Origin of the sequence: Xenorhabdus doucetiae (assembly GCF_000968195.1) — a bacterium.
GTDB classification, from domain to species: Bacteria; Pseudomonadota; Gammaproteobacteria; order Enterobacterales; family Enterobacteriaceae; genus Xenorhabdus; species Xenorhabdus doucetiae.
On sequence record NZ_FO704550.1, the window covers coordinates 1,301,828 to 1,324,848 of the forward strand.

The window sequence follows — 23,021 nt, forward strand, 5'->3', positions numbered from 1 at the left end:
ATTATTTTTCCCTCAACGCTTCAGATTGATATTCCTGAATTGGGCTGAGCAGATAATCAATCACCCTTCGCTGATCGGTTTTGATTTCCGCCACAATGGACATCCCCGCCGTGATTTCAACCGGTTTGCCATCCACCATGATATTGTTCTGTTTGAGGCTGATTTGTGCGGGGAACACCAGACCCAGCCGTTCATCGTGGGTGGAATCTCTGGAAACGCTGAGTAATTCCCCTTCAATGGTGCCATAGCGGGTATAAGGGAACGCATCGACTTTCACCGTGACGTGCTGACCGGGATAAACAAAACCGACATCTTTGTTGAGGATTTGGATTTCAGCGAGTTGGACATGCTCATCAGGCACAATCACCATTAAATTCTGGGCAGGTTGCAGCACGGCGCCAAGGGTATGGACACTCAACTGTTGAACTGTGCCGCTCACCGGCGAGCGTACCACCTCAAGTTCTTCCCGTTCCTGCATTTTGGAAATTTCTTGTTTTATGACCCCTAATTGCATGACAGCCTGTTTTCTTTTCTCAAACCATTCCCGCTCTTTTTGTATTTTGACGCCCTTGAAACGCGCTTCCAGACTTTGGTATTGGGTGACCAAAATACCCAGTTCGGATTTTTGTTGGGCGATCAGCCTCTCGGTTTCCAGAAATTCTTTTTCCTGCTCCAGATATTCCACCTTGCTGATAACCTGCTTTTGGCTCAAGGTCTTCCGGGCCAATAAACGCTGGTTGATATTGTCACGCAGATGGGTCAAGGAGCGTATATCGCTATTGCGTGATGCTTGGGAAGCCAGATTCACGGCCATTTCCGCATGGATATTGTTAATGATGGAGTCGAATTCCTGCTTCTCATGAGCGTAATGCGTCAGAATTTTTTCCTGCCTGTCCGCGGATTGCTGCTGGAAAAGTGGCAGAGACTTGGGATCATGCTGCTCAAGCAAGGCTTGATAACGGATTTCCTCTTCTATCGTATAGTCGCGTTGTTCGAACAAACGCGCAATATCCTGATTGACGCCGAGCGTGTTGAGCGTCAGCAAAGGGGCACCTTTCTCAACATGCTGACCATTGGCGACATGAATCGCCATCAGGCGGCTCTGTTCGTAAGCCTGAATGATCTGGGAACGACCCGACGCGATTAAACGCCCGGTTGCGGTTGCTTGTACATCCAGTTTTCCCAGACAAGCCCAGAGCAGCGCGATCAGAACACTGATGCTCAGCGTGATGGCCGTATAACGGGCGAACGGGGAAGGAGGTCGTTGCGACAAGGCCAGATGGGTCGGTAAAAAATCGTAATGGGGGTGGGTCGTTCGCAACCGTTTGATCCCTCTGCGCAAGATAGCCTTAAACATGGGCAGTCTCCTCCTGTTTTGTTTCTTGTTTTAGCTCTTGTTGTAACTGCCAAAGTTTCCGGTAGTGTTGGCCTTGTTGCAGAAGCTGTTGATGGCTACCTTGTTCAATGATTTGGCCTTGGTTTAAGACAATGATCCGGTCACATTGGCGCACCGTGGAAAGCCGGTGGGCAATGGTGATCACCGTTCTGCCTTGGGCAATCGCGGCCATATTGGATTGAATGATGGCTTGTGATTCATCATCCAGTGCGCTGGTCGCTTCATCCAGGATCAAGATCTTGGGATCGGATAACAGGGTTCTGGCAATGGCCAGACGCTGCCGCTGACCGCCCGAGAGCGATTGCCCCCCTTCCGCGATCACCGTGTCATACCCCATCGGCAATTTGAGAATAAAATCGTGTGCCCCTGCCAGCTTTGCCGCCTCAATCACTGCGGATAACGGGGCATCAGGGCAGGATTGAGACAAATTCTCATACACGGTTTTATTAAACAGAAAGTTTTCTTGCAGAACGATACCGATCTGCTGCCTGATGGCTTCAATATTAAGATGTTGCAAAGGAATGCCATCCAGCGTAATAGCGCCACTTTCCGGGGTGTAAAGCCGTAACAGCAAACGGGCAAGGGTGCTTTTTCCCGAACCGGAGGTGCCGACGACGCCCACGGTTTCCCCCGCCCGAATATCCAGCGTGAAATGGTTGATGGTGGGGGGAAGATCCGGTTGATAGCGAAAGACGATATCAGCAAATGAGATTGCCCCTTGCAATGCCACCTGATGGTTGCCTGATTGTTGCTCTGTCGGCAGGTTCAACATATCGCCCAGCTTATCAATGGCAATGCGTGAGCGGATAAATTGCCCCCAGAGTTGCACCAACTTAGACAAGGGTTGCTGGGTGTGGCTGACCATCATATTGAAAGCGATCAACTGACCAATGGTCATGTGCAGGGAAAGCACTTGTGAAGCCCCTAACCAGATAATGACCGCACTGGTCACTTTTTGTAACACCGTTACCAGATGACCGGAACGGTTATCCCATTGCTGCACATCATAACTGGTGCTGACCATCTGCTCGGTCTGGCTATCCCAACGGCGGATAAAGCGGGGTTCAGCCGCAAGGCTTTTCAGTGTTTCGGCTCCGGCAACGGTTTCGGTCAGGAAAGAGGTATTGATGGCGGCATGAGTGAACTGTTTTTCCACCGCTTTTTCAATTTTCGGCGTCACCCACCAGGCCAGCAGGGCATAGCAGGGCAGGGTCAGCAGGAAAATCAGCGTCAGCAGGCCGGACAGTAAGCTCATGACATAAAGAAAGACAAACATGAACAGGACGTCGATACACAGGGTAAACATCGAGCCGGTTAAAAACTCCCGGATCGTTTCCAGTTCCCGTACCCGTGTCACAATCGCCCCCACTTGGCGGGATTTAAAAAACAGCAATGGCAGGCCAAACAGGTGCCTGACCAGCTTCAACCCCAGTTTGATGTCAATCCGGTTGGCGGTATGGGCATACTGATATTCACGTAACCCCCGCAGAATGATTTCAATCAATCCGGCAGCCACCAGCCCGAAAATCAGGACATCCAATGTGGAAAGCGCCTGATGCACGAGAACTTTGTCCATAACAACCTGCACGACCAGCGGTGAGATCAGAGCCAGAAGTTGTAGGACGAAGGAGAACAGGAGTATCTCCGCAAGGTTCTTCTTTTGCCTGACAAATTCAGGGATAAACCAGCCAATATTAAATTGGTTGCTTTTTTGTTTTATTTTTATCCACCTGCCGCTCCATAGATTGATAAATTCTTCTTTACCTAATATCTCTGGTGTTGCTTGATTGGGTTTTTGGATTAATACCCGCTGCTCATCATATTTAGCCAGAATAAAAGGTTGCCCATCGTTGCCAAACAAAATGGCAGGCAAAGATATTTCGCCTAACTTCTTATTTATAGAGTATTTATTTTTAATTTTAATATGGCATTCTTTTTTCAGCCTGTTTAGCGTAGAAATATAATCATCATCATTATTTAAGTTTTTATTTGATGTGGTCGCATGGTTCTTATTAGATATCATTATTATTAAATTAATTAATGATATTGTTGTTTTTTCTATTTCATTCATTAAATTAAATCTATTTTAAATAAAAAATCACGCTCTTGATTAAAGAGATAACCTGAAAACTAATGAGACATTTATTTTTAAATAATTTTAACAAATTTATTATACCCTATAAACTTCAAACTATAGCTCACAAGGCGAAAGCCGCTTATTATCTCCCCGCAGCGTGGGAAGATAATAAATGCATCGTGAAGTACGGCAAGTATAAAAGATATTATCTGTTATCAAAGCGCCTATGGGTGTTGGTAATTGGGACAAAATGTAGAGGCTAAACAGACATTTTACTATTTATATGTTGATTTTAGCCGATAAATGGATATATTTTTATCTAAATTAGTCGTAAATGTCGTTGGAAAATCATCTCATTTTTCGATCCAGACTTAATCGGTTCACACTCAACTTACCATTTTGTATTTAGGATAGTGCTTGAAGAATAATAGACCTTGAAAACGAATAGACCTTGAAAACGAATAGTGATTGAAAGATAAAGGAAAACTCAATTACTTTAGCTTAATCAGATAACCGTAGCAATAAGGTTTAATCATAAATGAAACTATACGAAATATGGGGTCATTTATGATTTAATCATTTTAATTTAATGTAATATTAACATTAAATTAATATTTATTTAATGGATAATGCTATGTCTGAAAAATTTGTTCAAACCGTCTCAAGTGTTAATTATAACAAAGGCGTATTCTCGCTTTATTTTGTCGGGCAAGAGCCTAATCGCATGGCGAGTGGTATGCTGGCAGAGAATGATCAGGAATTACAGTTAAAACAAGTTATCCATATGCCGGCTTCTGGTTTTATGTATATGGTTTCTATGGTTAAAAGTATGCTTGAAGATCCCAGAATGGAAGCTGAAATCAGCAAACTGATTGCCGCGGGCTTTTTACCTGTGCCTGAGGCTAATGAAGGTGAAAAACCGGTTACAGCAGAAGCGGCAGTTGCAGAAACCGCTGAACCGAAAAAACGTTCACCACGCCATTCTGAAACAGCAAAATAATATCAGCAAAACGTTATCAGGTAGTTGCTAACCTATGGTGATCACACATCAACCGGCAACACTGAGTGCGAATGAGATACAGGCAATGATGGGTGGGGTGATGCTGCTTTGCCAACACTCCCCCTTGCACCGACGCTATTTAGTTGCTGAATGGCAACAACGTATCTTGCCGTCATTCCAGCTTAATCAGTTTTGCTACTACGAAGATAAACATCAACGCCCAGTTGCTTTTTGTAATTGGGCTTTTTTGTCTGACAGCAGCCGGGATGCGATCTTGGCCGGCGAACGGGAAATTTCGCGGGAAGATTGGCGTTCCGGTCAGCATATCTTTTTTCCAGAGATGATTGCGCCTTTCGGACATGCGCGTGCCATTGCCTGCGATCTTCGCCGGCGGGTTTTTGCGGCATGGAAAGGGCAAAAAGCCTGCACTGTCAGGGGAACTCTGGATGTTCACAATGACCACTGTATCCGTCGGGTGCAGTGGTTTACTGTTTAATTTTTCTGCCCAATATCAGGATTATTTATGGGAAAATCAGTCGGTCGTAGCTTAGCGTATACCTTTACCGGTGTATATGAAGATGATGACGATGGAAACAATATCACTGCCATCGGTTTTGGCGGCGTCATTAATGCTTATGGCGGGAATGACTATATTGTTGTGGGTTCCCTTGCGGCAAGAGTCAATACGACATGGGGACACGATACGATTGTCGGGGGTGCCGGGTATCTGGATATCCATGATACAGGCGGCGATCTCACGGTCAAAGGGGGAAGTGGTTACACTTCGATCAATAAGACACAGAGCGGCCCGATAACATATGAAGGCATTTCTGGTGCGGTGAAAATCAACCATACCGGTGACAAGAGTGGCATCTTTTATTCTGGGGCAGCCGGGTACAATAGCCTCACTCGCAAAGGTTTGCAGGGTGATATCAGCTTCAAGGGCGCAGGTGCCTACAACGAACTCTGGCATGAAACCAACCAAGGCAATCTCTCTTTTGCAGGTGCAGGTGCCGGCAATAAGATCGACCGTACCTGGTTTAACAACTACCAAGGCTCTCAGGGAAATGTGACCTTTGACGGTGCCGGCGCAGCGAACGTTATCAGTTCCAGAGTCGAGACGGGGAATATTCATTTTACCAGCGCCGGTGCCTATAACCATATTAATCGCAAGGGTAAGGCGGGAGATATTACGCTGGGCGGCGCGGGAGCGTATAACCGTGTTGAGCGTACCCGTCAGGTAAATGATGTCTACTCTGAAACCCGAGGGGATATCCGGTTTGACGGCGTTGGCGGGTACAATAGCCTCTACTCCGATGTGGCACACGGTGATATCCATTTCACAGGTGCGGGCGGTTATAACGAAATTACCCGCAAGGGCGCAGGCAATGATTTCGGCAGTGAAGGGATAGAATATGCCAAAGCGGAAGAGGTTGTGCTGACCCATGCCACCATGAGTGGTGAATGGATTGGCGCCTCTCATCAGGTGACAGGGTTTAAATCGGCACGGGAGCCGAACACCTACCTGTTTGCGTTTGAGGATGGGACTCATACGAAAATCAATAAGGTTAAGCTCTCCAATGATCCTGCAACCGGCAAATTAAGATACTACTCGACGGCATGGTATAAAGTCGGGAAACATCTCAAGGGGCTGGATAAACAGGATATCTCGGCAGGGGGAGGTTTTCAGGCCGTTAACGCTGATGGTGCCTATACGTTGTCAAACCTGACGGTTGAACAACGGAAAGCCGTATCCATTGATGCTGTTGAGCAAAAACTGACGGAAAACCAATGGGTGAATTATGGTGGTGGTGTCCTGATTAACGCCGCCGATATCACCTTGTCCGATGCCAAAATGGGCGGTTATGCCGTTTACGGGGATGGAACTAAGGTCGATGTGACGGCGGTGAAATCCAACCGGATGCCAAACACCTATATTTATGCCAAGGCGTTTGGCAGATACAAGAAGGTGGTGGTGGTTGAACTGAGAAACGATCCCAAGACCGGCGTGCTGCAATATTTTGCGCGTCCTTGCTACAAGTTCAGTGAGCGTTCCCCGGATTTTGCCAACGAAACTTTCTCGGCTGACAACGGTTATAACCCGATGGGAACCGGCAGCTATTCGCTGAGTGACTTGCATTATCGTGTGAATACCGAACGCACCATTTCCGCCCGTGTGTCGGATATGCATGAATATCAAGATCTTGAACTGTTCAAATCCGCCACTGACAGCGGGGAAAGTTCGGGGGATATTCATTTTATCGGCGCGGGGGCTGGCAATGTCATTAAATCCAACGTCACGCGCGGCAATGTCACCTTTAACGGTGCGGGTATTGCCAACGTCATTCTCCATCAAGCGCAATATGGCGATTTGGATGTCAACACGGGGGGAGCCGCCAACGTACTGGTGCGCGTGGGCGATGGCCGCTACCTGGCCCATCTGCTGGCAGTGGGCAATATCTCCATTCACAAAGGCAATGGTAACAGCCGGATCGCCATGGGCGGCGGTTTTAATACCCATACCCAAATCGGTGATGGTGATGCTTTCTGGTCTGGTATCGGTGGGGCTAATGTCCTGACCCAAAAGGGGAACGGCAAAGTTTCCTCAATACTGGCCGGCGGCGCGAATATCCTGACCAAAATGGGTGAAGGCGATCTGGAATCCGCCATGTTTGGTGGTGCCAATATTATTACCCATATCAGCAACCATGATGCGGCTGATGCCGGCACCTCAAAGACATCGGCAGTCACCTTGGGTGGCGTTAATGTGCTGACGAAAAAGGGCAAAGGTGATGTACAGGCTGTTATGGGCGGTGGTGCCAATGTGCTGACCCATATTGGCGAGGGCAAAACCACCGGCATTATGCTGGGCGGTGCCAATATCCTGACTAAAGTCGGCGATGGTGATACCACCGGCATCATGTTTGGTCTGGGGAATATTCTGACCCATGTCGGTAACGGCCAGACACTGGGCGTGATGGCAGGCGCAGGTAACCTCTTTACCAAAGTGAAGGATGGCACCGCGATTGCGGCCATGATCGGTGCAGGCAATATCTTCACCCATGTGGGTAACGGCAATGACTGGGCGCTGATGGGCGGCGCGGGCAATATCTTCACCAAAGTCGGTGACGGTGATGCACTGGCCTTGATGTTGGCGTTGGGTAACGTGTTCACGCAGGTGGGCGATGGCATGAGTGTTGCCCTGATGATCGCCAAAGGCAATATTGCCACTAAAGTCGGTGACGGCGATGCGCTGTCTGCCATGATTGGCAAAGGCAATGTTTTTACCCAGATTGGTCATGGCTCCACCTTTGCCGCCATGATTGGCGGGGCGAACGTCCTGACCAAAGTGGGCACAGGTTTGACGGCGGCGCTGATGGTGGGTAAAGCCAATATTTATACTCACGTGATCCGTGACGATAAAGCCAGTACCAGCATCGGCTTGTTTGCGGGTACAGCCAATGTCATGACCAAAGTGGGGAATGGCACCACACTGGCCGCCATGTTTGGCAAAGCCAATGTCATGACCCATGTCGGTAACGGTTTGACCGGGGTATTGGCATTAGGCAAAGCCAACATCGTGACCAAAGTCGGTGATGATTTTATGGGCGTTGTCGCGGCTTCCGAGGCCAACGTCGTGACGCATGTCGGTGATGGTACAACAGCTGCCGTGTTGGCTGGCAAGGGCAATATTCTGACCAAAGTGGGAGATGGAACCACGGTCGGCCTGTTGATTTCCAAAATCGGCAATATCATGACCCATGTGGGTAACGGCACGACGGTCGGGTTTGCCAAAGGGGATGCCAACATCATCACCAAAGTGGGTGATGGGTTAGCCATTCATGCCGCCTGGGGCAAGGCTAACGTCCTGACCCATGCGGGTGACGGTGATCGTGATAGCTTTGCCAAAGGTGATGCAAATATCATCACCAAAGTGGGTGATGGTCAGGAAGTGACGGTCGTTCAGGGGCAAGCCAACATCGTGACCCATGTGGGTGATGGTGATGATTACACCGGTGCCTGGGGCAAAGCTAACGTCATTACCAAAGTGGGCGATGGCCGTAATGTCGTGCTTGCCAAGGGTGATGCCAATATCGTGACCCAAATCGGTGATGGTGACAGCTTTAACGCACTGTGGAGTCAGGGCAATGTGGTCACCAAAGTGGGTGACGGCATACAAGTCACCGCCGCCAAAGGCAAGGGCAACATCACGACAACCGTCGGCGACGGCCTGAGCGTGACAGCGGCGCATGGCGACCTGAATATCAACACCAAGGTGGGTGATGGTGTTTCCGTCAATGTGGCGTGGGGTAAACTCAACGTTAACACTAAAGTCGGTGACGGCCTGAATGTTTCCGTCATGAAAGGTGAGGGCAACGCCAATATCCATGTGGGTGATGGCTTAAACATCCACGCCTCTTATGCCCGCAACAACGTGGCCATTCAGGTGGGGAACGGGGATTTCTATAGCCTTGCCGTGGCAAAAAGCAATACGCAGAGCGATAAACTGGGGACGCTGTTCAGCAATATCAAGCAGACCTTGCTGGGTGTGGCCGGCAGTCAGGGGATCAACTATCTGGTGAATGGCGATGATGCCAATACCTCAGGCACCCATAAGGGACGCGGGGCTATTGACCTGCCGGCAGTCTCTTCCCTGAATGGCTTTAAACTGACCGAAATCGGTGAAGTGACCTCGGATTTGCAAAACAGCCTGCAAGGTGCGGTGACGGGGGTTGAGTCTCCTGATCTTGGCCGTATTGAGAAGACACTCGGCAATGAAAATCACCTGAATCCAAATCAGTCACGCAACTTGATCGTCAATGGTGATTTTGAGCAAGGCACTGCGGGATGGCAGCATACCAATGGTATTGAAGCCAGCCATTCAGCTAAGGCATACGGCCTCAGTGTTGAAGGGCATGGTGAGCGAGTCAGTGAGCTTGATGTCAACGGCAACACGCATCTCTATCAGGATATTCAGAATTTGACGGCGGGTGAAGAAATTGTCGTTAAGTTTGATTTTGCAAGACGTGTCGGCAGCTCAGCGGATAACGGGCTGGAAGTGTGGTGGAATGGCGAGGTTGTTTTTGCGGCTGCCAATGGCAATACAGAATGGCAAAACAAAGCGTTGACCTTAACGGCCAAGGCTGGCAGTAACCGACTGGAATTTTCTGGAATAGGCTTGAATGATGGCTTGGGCTATGTTCTGGATAACGTGATTGTAACATCCGAACGATCAGACAGTGGTGTTGCTGACTATGTGCAGCAAGATCAAGCCGCGCAGAACGCCTTGCAGGATAAGGAACAGGCAGAAGCCGATCGCGAGCGTTTGGCACAGGAACGTGATAAACAACTGGACGCCATTTCGGGTACACAGGCACAACTGGAAGCCACCGATCTGGCGGCACTGAACGCAAATGGGCAAACCCAGCGTGATGCGATCCAGGGAGAAGCTCAGGCAGTGACCGATGAACTGCTGGCAAAAGCCAAGGGCTTGGAAGCGCTGGACAGCCATGCCGCCTATCATGGGAAATCCGGTCAACAGCATCGTGATAAATTTGCTCATGGGTTGTTGGAAGGTGTTCAGACCAAATTGAACAAAGCAAACGAGACGGCACGGAACCAATTAGATAACGCCCAAACAGCGGCCGCGGGGCGTCTGGGCGATATCAAAGAGGCGGTTGCCAAATCAGAAGCCGGCGCACTCAACGCGGAACAAAACCGTCAACATGCCGAGCAGGATAGTGAAGATGCTCGTCTCCAGGCCGAAAACCGGAAAAAAGCAGCCCTCAGCGATGAACAACGGGCTTATCAGGCGGGACGTGATGGCGAATCAGCCGCGCAAAAAGCAGAACAACGTGGTCAGCATGAAATCTCCGCGGCAGACAGCAAAACCGCGCAAGTACAACATGACGCCAAGGGTGCCAAACTGGATGGCAGTTATAAGCCGCAGCGCACAGGCGCAACCGGCAGCGGTCTGTCAGGTAACACTGATGAATCCCACGACTCTGAAAACATTGAAAAAGCAGAACAATCCAAGAGTCGCATTAATCCTGAATCAACCGTTCAGGCTGACGGTGGGTTCAGTGAAGAATTGCACTATTTGGATGAAGATCTGAACGAACTTGGCCATGCCAAAGAAGCCCTGAATCGTTTACAGATCAATGCAGGAATACGGGTTAAAAAATCCACACTGACCTCTGGTCATAGCGAACTATCCGTTAATCAATCGGTTAATCCACCCGCGGCTGTCGTGACTGAGTGGGTCAGAAACACACCGAAAATTTCAGGACTGGATCTCAGCGGCCTGCAAGCACTGGGCGAAGAACTTATTCGGCAAGATATTCAGCAAGAAGCCGTGAAGAGTTCAGCCACCGAATCCACTGCCGCAATCAGGGCGCAGAAAGTAGCGGATGTTTACCGTTGGCTGGATAGCGACAACGATCTGGCCAGCGAAAAATACATTCCTGTGCCGGGGTTTGATCGCGTGGATGCAGACATTCCGGATGAGATCAGACAGAAAATGGTGGCTTCCATTGAAGGCTACTTAGAGTATTGTGGCGAAAAAGTACCGAAAGAGCAGCACACTTCACTGGCAAAACTGTTTGTTGATGCCACCATCGATTACGACTGGGACAAGCGTGTCGAATTGGTTTTGCGGCTGGAAAGCTATGATTATAGCTTCGCGCCTGTGCATGGTGATAAGAGTATTGTTTCATTTTGGTCTGGCAAAAACTTCAAATCGTACCGTAAGGTTCTTGATGCCGCACAGACTGATGGCAAGAAAGTGGTTTACGACATTGATGTCAAGGGTAACGCTTTTGCGATTGATCTGAACAAACAGCTCCAGCGCTGGAGCAATATGCTCGAATACACTTCTGACATCCCGGAGCAGGAACGGCAAGCCCTGCAATCGGCCATTAGCGCATCGACCCGCAGCAATACCGGATTCTGGAGTTCCCTCTATGCAACGGGATCGCGTGACGATGTTTATGTGATTGCGGAAGGGGGATTACGCCTTGGCAACTATTTCTGGAATGTGGAATTACCGGTATTGCGTCAATTGCAACGTGAAGGGCTGGTGGGCGAAATCCGCCTGCTGGATAAGCCTGCCGAAGCCTATCAGGGAATGTCACCTGAATCCATAGGCCGCCGATTGACAGAAGCCGGTGTTGCCGTGAAAGCGCGTTTTGATTCACTCAGTTTTGCAGAGCAGGAGAAGCTGCTGGCATTGAATCCGACAGGATACCAGCCGGACACATTGGTTGATCTGGATATCAAAACCAGTGCCATCGATAACCTGCTGAACCAAGCGCTGCCATTCTATGGATTGCGTACCGAGCGCAATTTGCTGGTGCGTGAATCTGACGACGATGACGGCTTTGAAGTCCGTCCGTGGCCGGGTCATCAGAGTGATGAATTCAAGACCATCATGGTAGAAGATCCGACAGATTCGGCTCAGATCAAAGCGGTTGAACGTTTTATTCTGGCTAATTACGACAATTATGACCAACTGCCTGACGAATTATATCTGGCGGAAGGCCGTATGGTTTCCCACGAACAGGGACGCACCCGCATTCTTGCCGAGAAAGTGGAAGGTCGCTGGAACTACCTGCCGAAAACTGACCTGATGTCTGCGAATGAGTTGCAGGAAGCGGCTTATGTGAAGGGCAAAATTCTGGGTGACAGTTATCGGCAGGTACTGGATGCGCTCAAGGACTATGGGAATATCCGGCAAGACCACCAAGATTACTCTCTGGAAGCCGTGGAAAAACTGACCCACTTGCGTCATCAGGTTGAAGGTTATCTGCTGGGGCATCCCGATTCAGCGCGTACACCGGCACTGAAAAACCTGCTGTCACAGCTCAATGTGCGTATGGAAGAATCGCGGGTACTGGCCGAACCCACGCTGGCAAGCACAGGCAAAGGCAGTTTCAGCGATCTCTACAACAAACTGGGCAATGCCAATCTCAAAGAGACCAAACATCTTTATCTTGATGAGCAAGGGGACTTTGTGACCCGTGGCAAATCCAATATTCAGATTGCCCTGAAAGCACAAAGTGCGGAAAACGCGGTTGAGCAAATCAAGGCGGCGGTGAGCGGGGAATATGGCCAGCCCATCGCTGATGCCGTCTTCGCCAACGTGCAAGCCCGTGATCTGGCAAAAGATGGTAAGGGCATTGATGTTTCAGGCTTGAGAAAAGTCCATCAGGCCATTGAACAACAATTGTCTCCGGTCAGCGCCACGCTGTTTGTCTGGAAACCGAGTGATCATAGCCGCCTGGGACATGCTGCCCTGCAAATTGGGCAAGGGCGTATTCAGATCAATGCAGAAGATGCGGGTGAATTCAACCAGAAAAACTACGTCAGTTGGTGGCCGAAAGGGAGCAAATCGTCCGATATTCGCCGCATTTTCAATGTCTCTTCTGAGCAATATCCCGATTTGAAGCTGCGTTGGCGTGATTTCAGCCAGCCAGCCGGCCAAAATACCGCACTGGAATCGGACGTAGGTTCTGAAGAGGGCGATAAATTTGGTATGCAGGACGGCACCTACAAGCTGGAGAAATTTATTGAAAAACTTCAGGCGGCCAAAGGGGTTGATGAAAAATTTGCGGATTTCAGTGACAACCTTGGCATAACGATGCTTGAGAATCCTAAGTTTCTGCAATCTTCGGGGATACCGGAATACATTTCGCGACCGTTTGTGCAACAGATGGAAGCCGGCGGCGTTGACGTATTTGAACTGGGCAAAGCGTTTGCCGAAACGCTGCGTACCGCCGCGAAACAACAATACTCTCCTGAAGTGATAGAAAAACGCACTGCTCATGTTATTCGCCAGTTCGCAGAGCGTGAACTGAGTGACACGCAGGATTTCAAAGCCAGTGAAGCCGATCAGGGACGGGTCTTCCGTATCAATCTGGCAGGATTGGATATGGCGGCGATGCAGGCGGAATGGCATAAAATCAGCCAGGATCCGGATGCCCGTTACCAGCTTCTGACAGATAACTGTTCAAGTATTGTTGCCAGAGTCCTTAAGGCGGGTGGTGCTGATAACGTTATTGGCCATACATGGCGGCCAAAATGGGGTATCTGGACACCTACCGAGCTGTTTAATTATGCGCAGACCTTGCAGGAAGCGCAGATTGAAACTTACCTGCATAAGCCGAATCAGGTTGCCGATGAAGCTCTGGAAGCACTGGGTCAGTCGGATAAAAAAGACAAGGCGCTGGAAAAAGTGGCGATTGACAACGACGGCACCCCACCGCGTGACAAAGAGCCGCTCAATCCAATCGCCCGTTTCCTTAACGGTGAGCTTTATGGTGCCAGAGAAGATCGGCGTAACGTCGGGTATGGTACTCAGATAATCCTGGATGAGGCAGTCACCAAAGGTACAGCGAACAAGATCACACTACAGGGTGACGCGGGACGTCTGACCGGTTATTACCATCACGGCGATCAGAAAGATCAGGGTGAACTGCATCAGGGTGAATCTCATCAGGGTAAAGATAACCCGGCGAAAAAGGTGGTGCTTTTCATTCATGGTTCCGGTTCCTCTGCGGAAGAGCAAGCGAGTTTTATCCAAAGCCACTACCAAAAGCAAGGCGTTGATATGCTGGCGGTGAACCTGCGCGGCTATGGCGCCAGTGACGGCCATCCAAGCGAGAAAGGGCTGTATCAGGATGCCCGCACGATGTTCCGTTATCTGGTAAATGATCGCGGTATCAAGCCGGAACATATCATCATTCATGGTTATTCTATGGGTGGGCCGATTGCGGCGGATCTGGCGCGTTATGCTGAACACAACGGACAGGCGGTGTCCGGTTTGTTGCTCGACCGGCCAATGCCAAGCATGACCAAAGCCATTACTGCCCATGAAGTGCCGAATCCGGCAGGGCTGACCGGCGCGTTGGCGAAATCGGTCAATGGTCGTTTCTCTGTGGAGAAAAACCTGCAAGGTATCTCGAAGCAGACGCCAATCATGTTGTTAACCGACAATGAAGGATTGGGCGAAGCAGGGGAAAAACTGCGTGCCAAGCTTGCCGAAGCAGGTTATCAGGTCGCGGGTGAACAGACCTTCTATGGTCATGAAGACAGCAGCCGTTTGATGAGCCAATATGCGGATAAGATTGTCTCAACACTTTCTGTTTCTGACCCTGTTTCTGATCCTCAGCCTGAAAATGGCCGCGTAAAAACAGGGTTGGTGGAAAAAGCCCTTTATACGCTCTTTGATGCGAAGTCAGGTGGGAAAGAGCTGGATCAGTATTCCTTCCACTTCACGCAGGGAGAATCCCTGCTCAATAATCTTGAAAAACTGGTGCCGGAAATTGGCAACGTACTCCTGACGAAGGGTAATCACGTTGAGTCAAAAGAATTTCTGGAAGGTATCTGTTTCGCCTTGTCTGGCCGTTATCTGATGGAAGAGCGGGTACATGGCGTGGGTGGCGGTAAAGCGTATTTGTCGTGGCTGACGGATGCGGTCAAAGCCTACAATGACAATGTGGTGAATAAAAAGAGTGACATCCATTCGGTTGAAACCGCTTTGCTGAATCAGTATCGCCGTCAGAATATCGGTTCGGCCATTCAAGATCTGCTCTCAATGCAGTATAGCCAAACACAAAATATGTCCAATCTGGTCGATCGTGAGAAAGCCAATCAAGCCTATGGCGGCAAGCTCAAAGCCAATGGACTGACGGGCAACAGAATCGACCGTTCATTGAGTAATGATGTCGCTGGCTATGAATCCGTGATGGAACAGCTACGTCAAGTAGATAAAACGACATATATGTCCTTTATGTCTGAAGATCACGCAATGGCAGTGACCGTGCATAAAGGGGAAAACCAAACCGTTTGGTCGTTCTATGATCCTAACTTTGGTATCAAGTCTTTTGATAACTATCAAGCCTTTAAAGGCTTTATGGATTCTTTCCATAAGGGAATGATAACCGGCTATAAATCCAAATTTGGTTATGAATACCTGGCCAGCCAAGAGAAAGATCAAAGCTTCTACGTTAACTACAATACGTTTGAAGATGGCACCATTACCCAGTATGACGGGGTCTGGAAACAGGCACGTGAAGGTGAACAACCCTACGTATTGCGTGCGCTGAAAGAGCAGGACAAGACCTTCAAACTCGGTTCAAACATTACGGGACGGGTGGTCGATTACCGTGATGATGCGGTGACGCTGGAAGTGACCGCGAAGAAAGGTGAGAAGGTACTGGTTGAAGTTGAAAGTCACAATTTCAAACAGGCGGCACACCTTGTACAGTCGAATATCGATAAGGTATTTGCTAACCCGACCGTCGGCCAATTAACCCTCAAGGTATCGGGAGATATCAGTGTAACTGATGAGGTGAAAGTACCACTTAAAGGTGATGTATCTAAGGACAATGCGCCGGAAGGGATTGACCGAATCGTCAATAACCACGATGTCGATTCGTGGGAACGTGCTGAGGTCAAACCGCAATCTGAAAGTGAAGGGAGTGATAGCCGCTTTAATGGTCAGATTATTATCCAGACGGAAAATGATCCGGTTGCGGCTAAAGCGGCCGCGAATCTGGCTGGTAAGCACCCAGATTCCAGCGTGATTGTTCAGCTTGATGCTGATGGTCGATATCGCGTGGTGTATGGCGATCCGGCGGCATTATCCGGTCAATTACAGTCCGGCAAATTACGCTGGCAGATAGTTGGGCATGGGCGTGAAGAATCCGCACAAAACCACACTCGCATCAGTGGTTACAGTGCGGATGAACTGGCCTTGAGACTGAAACAGTTCAGTACCGATTTCAAACAGATCGGTAAACCTGACCATATCAGTCTGGTCGGTTGCTCGTTGATCAGCGATGACAAACGCGATGGTTTTGCCCGCCGCTTTATTTCGGCACTGGATGAGCATGGCATTCGTACCACGGTATCGGCGCGCAGCAGCGAAGTTGCGGTGGACAGTATTGGCCGTAAATACACGAAAGATGCGCGGGAACAATGGGTTCACAAGCTCACGGATAACAAGATCGTGTTGGGTTGGAATGACGCAGGTGCGGTGGAAAGCCACGCTGAACGAGTGCGCCGCGGTATCTCTGAAAGTGATATCATCCTGTCCCGCGTGGGGCAAACCGATGTTGGTGCCAAAGCACAAGGTGCCATTGCGGAAAATACCCAAACATTTCATGCACCAAAACAACACGATGCCGTGGATAATCATTCCGCAGCAAAATCATCCAATAATCAACTGAGTTATTCCGGCAATATTCAGGTACAGGCGGGTGATGGCGAATTTACGGTCATGAACTGGGGAACCAGCAATGTCGGTATCAAGGTCGGCACAGGCGGCTTTAAGTCTCTGGCCTTCGGCGATAACAACGTCATGGTTCATATTGGTGATGGCGACAGCAAGCACAGTGTGGATATCGCCGGCTATCGGGCATTGGAAGGTGCGCAACTGTTCATGGGCAACCGGAACGTCAGCTTTAACTTGGGGCGCAGTAACGATCTGATCGTAATGCTGGAGAAATCCATCCCAACTCCTCCGTTGGTTAACCCGTTTGAGGGAGCTGTCCGTATTTCTGGCGTACTGCAAGAGATTGCCGGATCGTTTAATTCACCCGATTGGCTGGCGAAACAAGATCAACAATGGACTCTGGAAGGAGCGAAGAAATATGTCCGCGATCTGTCCGGTCTTGATTTGACCAGCAGTGTGGATTATCAGACCCTGACCGATCTGGATTCGCAAAATGAACGCAGCAGCCGTGGCCTGAGAAGTGATCTCGAAAACACCCTGAACAAGAAATACAACCAATGGTTGAGTGGCAAAGGCAATACTCCGGAAATGGGTAAAATGAGTCGGGCGGACAAGTTCCGTCAGGCGAATGAAAAGCTGGCCTTCAACTTTGCAGTGGGTGGGCAGGGTGCCGATATTCAGGTCACAACCGGTAACTGGAACTTTATGTTCGGTGACAATATTCAATCGATATTGGATACCAACTTGGGTTCACTGTTTGGTCTGATGACCCAGGATTACACCTCGACGGGGCTGGCGAAAAATCCGTTTACCTTTACGCCAACGGATTTGCCACGTCAGATCAAAAACAAGTTGCTGGGGAATCTGGCAAGTGTCGGTGCGGACACCACACTGGCGGATATCTTTGGCGTGGATTATACCCCGCAAGGCGGCATTGTCTCCCGCTCAGGCCAGCCGGTGGATGGCGTTGCCATTCTGCGTGAAATGCTGGAAATCATCGGTGAATTCAGTGGCGACCAACTGCAAGCCTTCACCGATCCGGAAAAATTGCTCAACAGTCTGGAAGCCGGGCTGAATATCGGGGCTGATGGGGTGAAATCTTTTGCTGAAAGCCACGGCCTGAAAGCAAAAGCGCCTGATGAAAGTCAGGAAGGGCAGGTTTCCATTGGTAAAGGGGAGCAATCAGCACCGCAAACTGATCGCCCATTTGGGTTGCCTTCACTGGATATGCCGAACCTGTTTGCCACCTTGTTCGATAAGGATAAGCAAGCCAAGGTGGGATCACAGGTCACCAACCTGAAAGAGAACCTGACCGCCGACTTACTGAACATACAGGAGAAAACATTTGATTTCCTGCATAACAGTGGCCACCTGCAAGGTGATGGTGATATGAACGTCTCCCTCGGTAACTACAACTTTAACTGGGGCGGTGACGGTAAGGATCTCGGTGCTTATCTGGGAGATAACAACAACTTCTGGGGCGGCCGTGGTGATGACACCTTCTATTCCGTCGGCACCTCGAATATCTTCGCAGGCGGTGAAGGTCATGATACGGGCGTTCTGATGGGGCGTGAAAACATGATGTTTGGCGGTACGGGCAACGATGTTGCGGTATTGGTCGGACGCATTAACTACGCTTATCTGGGTGAGGGTGATGACCAAGCCTTTGTCTTTGGTGAAGGCGGTGTGATCAGTGGCAGTAAGGGACGCGACTATATCGTGGCTTCCGGCAACTTTAATCGCATTCATGCCGGCGAAGATCAGGATTACGTTGTTACCATCGGCAACAATAATCAGGTTAATCTGGGAGAGGGTAACGACTTTGCGGCGGTATTCGGTAACCATAACCAGATCGATGGCAGCACGGGCAACAATGCCATCAAACTGATGGGTTATCACTCAGTCATTAATGGGGGGACAGGTAATGATCACCTGATTGCCGATGTCGTCTCCAAGTTCAGCCAGCTTAATGGCGGTGAGGGTGATGATCTGCTGGTACTGGGCGGCTATCAAAACCGCTTCAAGGGTGGCACGGGCGTTAATCGCTTTGTGGTCAGCGGGGATGTGATTGATAACGTGGTTGAAGATATCAAGCAGGGCGACAAGATTATCTTCAACGATAATATCAACTGGCAAAACCTGTGGTTCCAACGCAGCGGTTACGATTTGGTTCTGCTGACGCAGCGTCATGTCAAAGATACCTCCGCACAGGGGCAGTTTGAAGCTTTGGGTTCTGTGACCTTCAACAATTACTTCGATGGCAACCGTGCGGATATCATCACCCAAATGGGGGATAAAGACGCACAAGGCGAGCGTGAATATACGGCATTCTCTGCCAATGCCGTGGATTCTTTGGTGCAGGCCATGAGTGGATTTGCGCCTAAGATGGGTGACAGTGGGTTTATTGACTCGCTTGACAATAAAACAAAATCAACCATTGTGACTGCGTGGTCGGATACGACAAACGGGAAAGCGAAGTTGGTTTAATTGACCTAAATTGGTTTAATTAATCTTAAGCCGTCATCAGGATATTTATCTCTAAGCAGGTAATATTCAGTGACGGCTTATTCTTTTGTCATACTCAGGTTACTTACCCTATTGTTTACCCTAAAATAGGACATATCTGAATCACATGATGCTGAAAAGGGCAAGATGATGAAACCAATAACTAATCATGATCACTTAAGCAGAGTTAAGATAATAGGCTACAAATCTATCGAAAAATGTGATTTACAAATGGGGTGCCTGAATGTCCTCATCGGAGCCAATGGTGCCGGAAAATCCAATTTTATCAGCTTTTTCCACTTGATCGCCGTCATGCTTGATCATCGTTTACAATCTCTCGTTGGCAAAAAGGGGGGACCCGATACCTTGTTGCATTTTGGACGTAAAAAAACGGAGTCCATGAATGCTGAACTTTATTTTGGTCACAATGGCTATAAATTTGGACTAGAGCCCACCAATGATAATCGTATGATGTTTCAACATGAATCACTCTTTTGTGACATCAAGGGCGATTACGATATTGGTGCCGGGCACTTTGAATCTCATGTTGATAAGCATCAGGCCAACGTTGGGGGTTATACTTTACCTACCATGCTCCGTTGGCGGGTATATCATTTTCATGATACAAGCGATAGTGCCAAAGTTAAACAAACCCATCGTATTAATGATAATGACTATTTACGGGCAGATGGCGCTAATTTAGCCGCATTTTTATATCGTTTGCAAAAACATCATCACCTGCATTACAAACGGATTATTAAAACCATTCAAATGGTCGCTCCCTTTTTTGGTGATTTTTATTTACGCCCCACGCCGGATAATGCCGATTATATTCAACTTGAATGGACAGAAAAAGAACAGGATATTCCCTTTAAAGCCAGTGAGTTATCCGATGGTACTTTGCGCTTTATGCTATTGACGACGGTGTTGCTGCAACCCGAAAACTATATGCCTGGCTCAATTATTATTGATGAACCAGAGCTCGGACTTCACCCTTATGCCATCAACGTACTGGCTGGTCTAATTAAAAATGCCAGCAATAAACACCAACTGATTATTTCTACCCAATCAGTTGAGCTGGTTAATCAATTTGATGCTGACGATTTGATTGTTGTCGATAAACAACAAGGAACATCCACCTTTAACCGCCTGAATAATGAAACTCTTTCAGAATGGCTTGAAGACTACAGCCTTGGTGAATTATGGAAGAAAAATTTACTCGGAGGGAGACCACAACGATGATCCGTATCAACGTTTTTGTAGAAGGGCAAACGGAAGAAACTTTCGTGCGGGATGTATTAACCCCTTATTTTGTCGCACAACAAATTTACCTGACACCAATATTAGCGCAGACGAGCCCCAGTCAAAAAGGCGGGATTACGAGTTATGGCAAGGTGAAACACCAGATTACCCGTTTATGCCGACAAGATCCCAGGGCTTTTGTCACAACACTAATCGACTACTATGGTCTGCCTACGGATTTCCCTGATTATAACGAACAACAAGATAATACTGCTAATGAACGGGTAACAAAGCTGGAGCAAGCTTTCGCTGATGATATCGGACAGGCTAATTTTATTCCCAATCTGTTACTGCATGAATTTGAAGCGCTGCTATTTTGCCAACCCGAAAAATTTGCCGATTGGCTTGATGACAATGCGCCTATTGCCGCATTACAAGCCATAAAAGCTCAATTCGTTAACCCTGAAAATATCAATAACAGACCACAAACTGCGCCATCCAAGCGTATTTTGGCAATAATTCCCAATTACCATAAGACTTTGCATGGTCCACTTATCGCGGGTGATATTGGTTTGGATGTAATTTGCTCACAATGCCCGCATTTCAATCAGTGGTTAAATAAGATAATGGCTCTGAAGGTAAGACCCTGAAAAATAGATTTCAAGTCCCTGAATAGGGAAATATAAAACAATCCGTCGAGACATAGCTAAAATATATCCCCCAAATTATTGGGGGCATATTTTATCTAGAGTTGGTATTAAAATACACTATTTATAGCAAATGCTATGGCATCCAACAGGTCAGTCCCGTATGCATACAATTTTGTTGGTAAGTATCCCAAAAACCCGCAGGGTAACGTTCAATATCACTTTCTAACACCATCGGTTTTCTCCATTCAAAATGACCGAAACCTGCTTTGTGAATCGCATTTTTATAAGTTTCACGATCCCAGCGATAGAAAGTTAATAGAATAGGGGGAGTGGTAATAAATTCCACTTGGTGAATGAAACCACCTTGTAAGGGTTCTTCGCTGAGAATATTCAAACCATAATTATGGCAATTGCCTTTTTCTAATTGATAATCTGGTGCAGCCATATAAGCGACTAATTTACCCGAAGGTTTAAGGTGATTAGCGACAGAACGAAACATACTTTCCAGTTCTACAATGGATTTGGCATAATGAAATAAGAAAGTCGCGGTGATAATATCGAATTTTTCATTTAATTGCATATCAGACACATTTGCGACATGAAATTCAATGTTATCGCCGTATTCCGTTGATTTTTTCTTGGCCAGTGCGATCATTTTTTCAGAGATATCGACCCCAACGACTTTTGATGCACCACGGTGATATAATTCCCGACCAAAATAACCATAGCCACAGGCTAAATCCAGAACCGATTTTCCTTGAACATCACCGACCATATCAAATAAAGTGCGCACTTCGACTTTGCGTTGGGGGACAGAATTGTAGAAGTGTTCATAACCTTCCCCAATAGAATCATAATGTATCTCTTCTTGCATAATCATGGTTCCCTTATTAAGTATTAGGATAGTACTCACAGTCTGTTTATTTTTTCATTTGTTATCTCGCTGTCGTACAATAAAATATCAGTCACATATCCGATATAATTATTTTTATCATTAGATCATCTATTTGGTTATATATTAAATTCTGTGTTGTACTTTGTGTATAATTCTTCTTTTTACAAAAGAACTCTACCCTACAATAAATGGAATCATAAACAGATGTTGCAAATAGCCCTTGAAGCAGTAAACACGCTAAGAGAAAAGACTCAGGATGCTTTTGGCGGTGCGGGATTGTTTGATTACAAACCCGATCGTTCCGTTGTTACCCAAACTGATTTAATGCTGGAAGCAGAAATTCGGGATATATTTGGAAAACGTAGCCCTGGTGTGCCAATTTGGGGAGAAGAGTTTGGCTTGAATGGGGCGGAAGAATTTGAATCGGGGTGGATCATTGATCCTATTGATGGGACAAGAGCATTTTTATATGGCATTCCGTTATTCAGTACCTTGATTGCTTTTGTTGAACAAGGCGAACCTGTGGTTGGGGTAATGAGTTTTCCGGCAATTTCAACCGTTGTTTATGCGGCAAAAGGTGAAGGTTGTTGGATGAGTATCGAAGGTAAACCGTTGCGCCAACTCAAGATCACCCAAAATTCTCCGGAAACGGTAGAGCAGGCGGTGATCGCTGCCTCAGGGATACACAGCACCCGCTATCATCTTGCCGATGGGAAGGTCGCTTATAATTTAGAGTCATTGGTAAAATCGGCGCGTGATTTTACGTTTGTTAATGATGCCTACCAACACGCGATGGTGGCTGCCGGCCGTCTGCATTGTGCTATCGATACGTTAATGAAACCGTGGGATAGTGCTGCCATCCTGCCTTGCATTAAAGAAGCGGGTGGTGACTTTTGTACGCTAAATGGCAGTCGGGAAAAAGTTATATTTGGTGGCAGCTTGGTATCGGCATGTACGCCAAAATTGCTTGATAGTGTTGTGAGGATAATGAATCCATCGATTACTGCGGATTAAACCATAT

9 protein-coding genes are annotated in these 23,021 nt (G+C 48.0%); 6 read left to right on the forward strand and 3 right to left on the reverse strand.

Annotated features, from left to right (window positions below; all coding sequences use genetic code 11):
• Position 1: 1 nt before the first annotated feature.
• Both XDD1_RS06105 and XDD1_RS06110 read right to left on the reverse strand, forming a co-directional pair.
• Entirely contained in the window at positions 2-1,357 is a 1,356-nt protein-coding gene (locus XDD1_RS06105; RefSeq protein WP_045969591.1) for an HlyD family type I secretion periplasmic adaptor subunit, read from the reverse strand.
• Complete coding sequence (locus tag XDD1_RS06110) at positions 1,350-3,467, reverse strand: peptidase domain-containing ABC transporter (protein WP_045969593.1); 2,118 nt, start codon at positions 3,465-3,467, stop codon at positions 1,350-1,352. The genes XDD1_RS06105 and XDD1_RS06110 overlap by 8 nt, the downstream gene beginning before the upstream one ends.
• Before the next feature lie 640 nt (positions 3,468-4,107).
• Between XDD1_RS06110 and rtxH the strand changes: the two genes are divergently transcribed.
• The 5 genes from rtxH (at position 4,108) to XDD1_RS06140 (ending at position 21,105) form a co-directional block, all read left to right on the forward strand.
• Positions 4,108-4,473, forward strand: coding sequence for a protein RtxH (gene rtxH / locus XDD1_RS06120; protein WP_045969596.1), 366 nt, complete (start codon positions 4,108-4,110; stop codon positions 4,471-4,473).
• Positions 4,474-4,507: 34 nt separating this feature from the next.
• Entirely contained in the window at positions 4,508-4,969 is a 462-nt protein-coding gene (gene rtxC, locus XDD1_RS06125; RefSeq protein ID WP_045969598.1) for an RTX toxin-activating lysine-acyltransferase RtxC, read from the forward strand.
• Positions 4,970-4,996: 27 nt separating this feature from the next.
• Positions 4,997-19,195: an MARTX multifunctional-autoprocessing repeats-in-toxin holotoxin RtxA gene (rtxA, locus tag XDD1_RS19855; protein WP_045969600.1), complete on the forward strand. Its 14,199-nt coding sequence runs from the start codon at positions 4,997-4,999 to the stop codon at positions 19,193-19,195.
• 168 nt (positions 19,196-19,363) lie between these two features.
• Complete coding sequence (locus tag XDD1_RS06135) at positions 19,364-20,455, forward strand: AAA family ATPase (protein WP_045969602.1); 1,092 nt, start codon at positions 19,364-19,366, stop codon at positions 20,453-20,455.
• Positions 20,452-21,105, forward strand: coding sequence for a DUF4276 family protein (locus XDD1_RS06140; protein ID WP_045969604.1), 654 nt, complete (start codon positions 20,452-20,454; stop codon positions 21,103-21,105). Before XDD1_RS06135 ends, XDD1_RS06140 begins: the two co-directional genes overlap by 4 nt.
• 133 nt (positions 21,106-21,238) lie before the next feature.
• Here the strand turns inward: XDD1_RS06140 and XDD1_RS06145 are convergent, their stop codons facing one another.
• The gene (locus XDD1_RS06145; RefSeq protein WP_045969606.1) at positions 21,239-21,979 is read right to left on the reverse strand and encodes a class I SAM-dependent methyltransferase; all 741 of its coding nucleotides are present in this window, start codon (positions 21,977-21,979) and stop codon (positions 21,239-21,241) included.
• A gap of 225 nt (positions 21,980-22,204) precedes the next feature.
• Between XDD1_RS06145 and XDD1_RS06150 the strand changes: the two genes are divergently transcribed.
• Positions 22,205-23,014: an inositol monophosphatase family protein gene (locus XDD1_RS06150; RefSeq protein WP_045969608.1), complete on the forward strand. Its 810-nt coding sequence runs from the start codon at positions 22,205-22,207 to the stop codon at positions 23,012-23,014.
• The last annotated feature ends 7 nt before the right edge of the window (positions 23,015-23,021 follow it).

Coding starts and splice junctions, on each gene's coding strand:
- XDD1_RS06145 (WP_045969606.1), bottom strand. CDS start 21,979: ATGCAAGAAGAGATACATTATGATTCTATTGGGGAAGGTTATGAACAC.
- XDD1_RS06135 (WP_045969602.1), top strand. CDS start 19,364: ATGAAACCAATAACTAATCATGATCACTTAAGCAGAGTTAAGATAATA.
- rtxH (WP_045969596.1), top strand. CDS start 4,108: ATGTCTGAAAAATTTGTTCAAACCGTCTCAAGTGTTAATTATAACAAA.
- rtxC (WP_045969598.1), top strand. CDS start 4,508: ATGGTGATCACACATCAACCGGCAACACTGAGTGCGAATGAGATACAG.
- XDD1_RS06140 (WP_045969604.1), top strand. CDS start 20,452: ATGATCCGTATCAACGTTTTTGTAGAAGGGCAAACGGAAGAAACTTTC.
- XDD1_RS06110 (WP_045969593.1), bottom strand. CDS start 3,467: ATGAATGAAATAGAAAAAACAACAATATCATTAATTAATTTAATAATA.
- XDD1_RS06150 (WP_045969608.1), top strand. CDS start 22,205: ATGTTGCAAATAGCCCTTGAAGCAGTAAACACGCTAAGAGAAAAGACT.
- XDD1_RS06105 (WP_045969591.1), bottom strand. CDS start 1,357: ATGTTTAAGGCTATCTTGCGCAGAGGGATCAAACGGTTGCGAACGACC.
- rtxA (WP_045969600.1), top strand. CDS start 4,997: ATGGGAAAATCAGTCGGTCGTAGCTTAGCGTATACCTTTACCGGTGTA.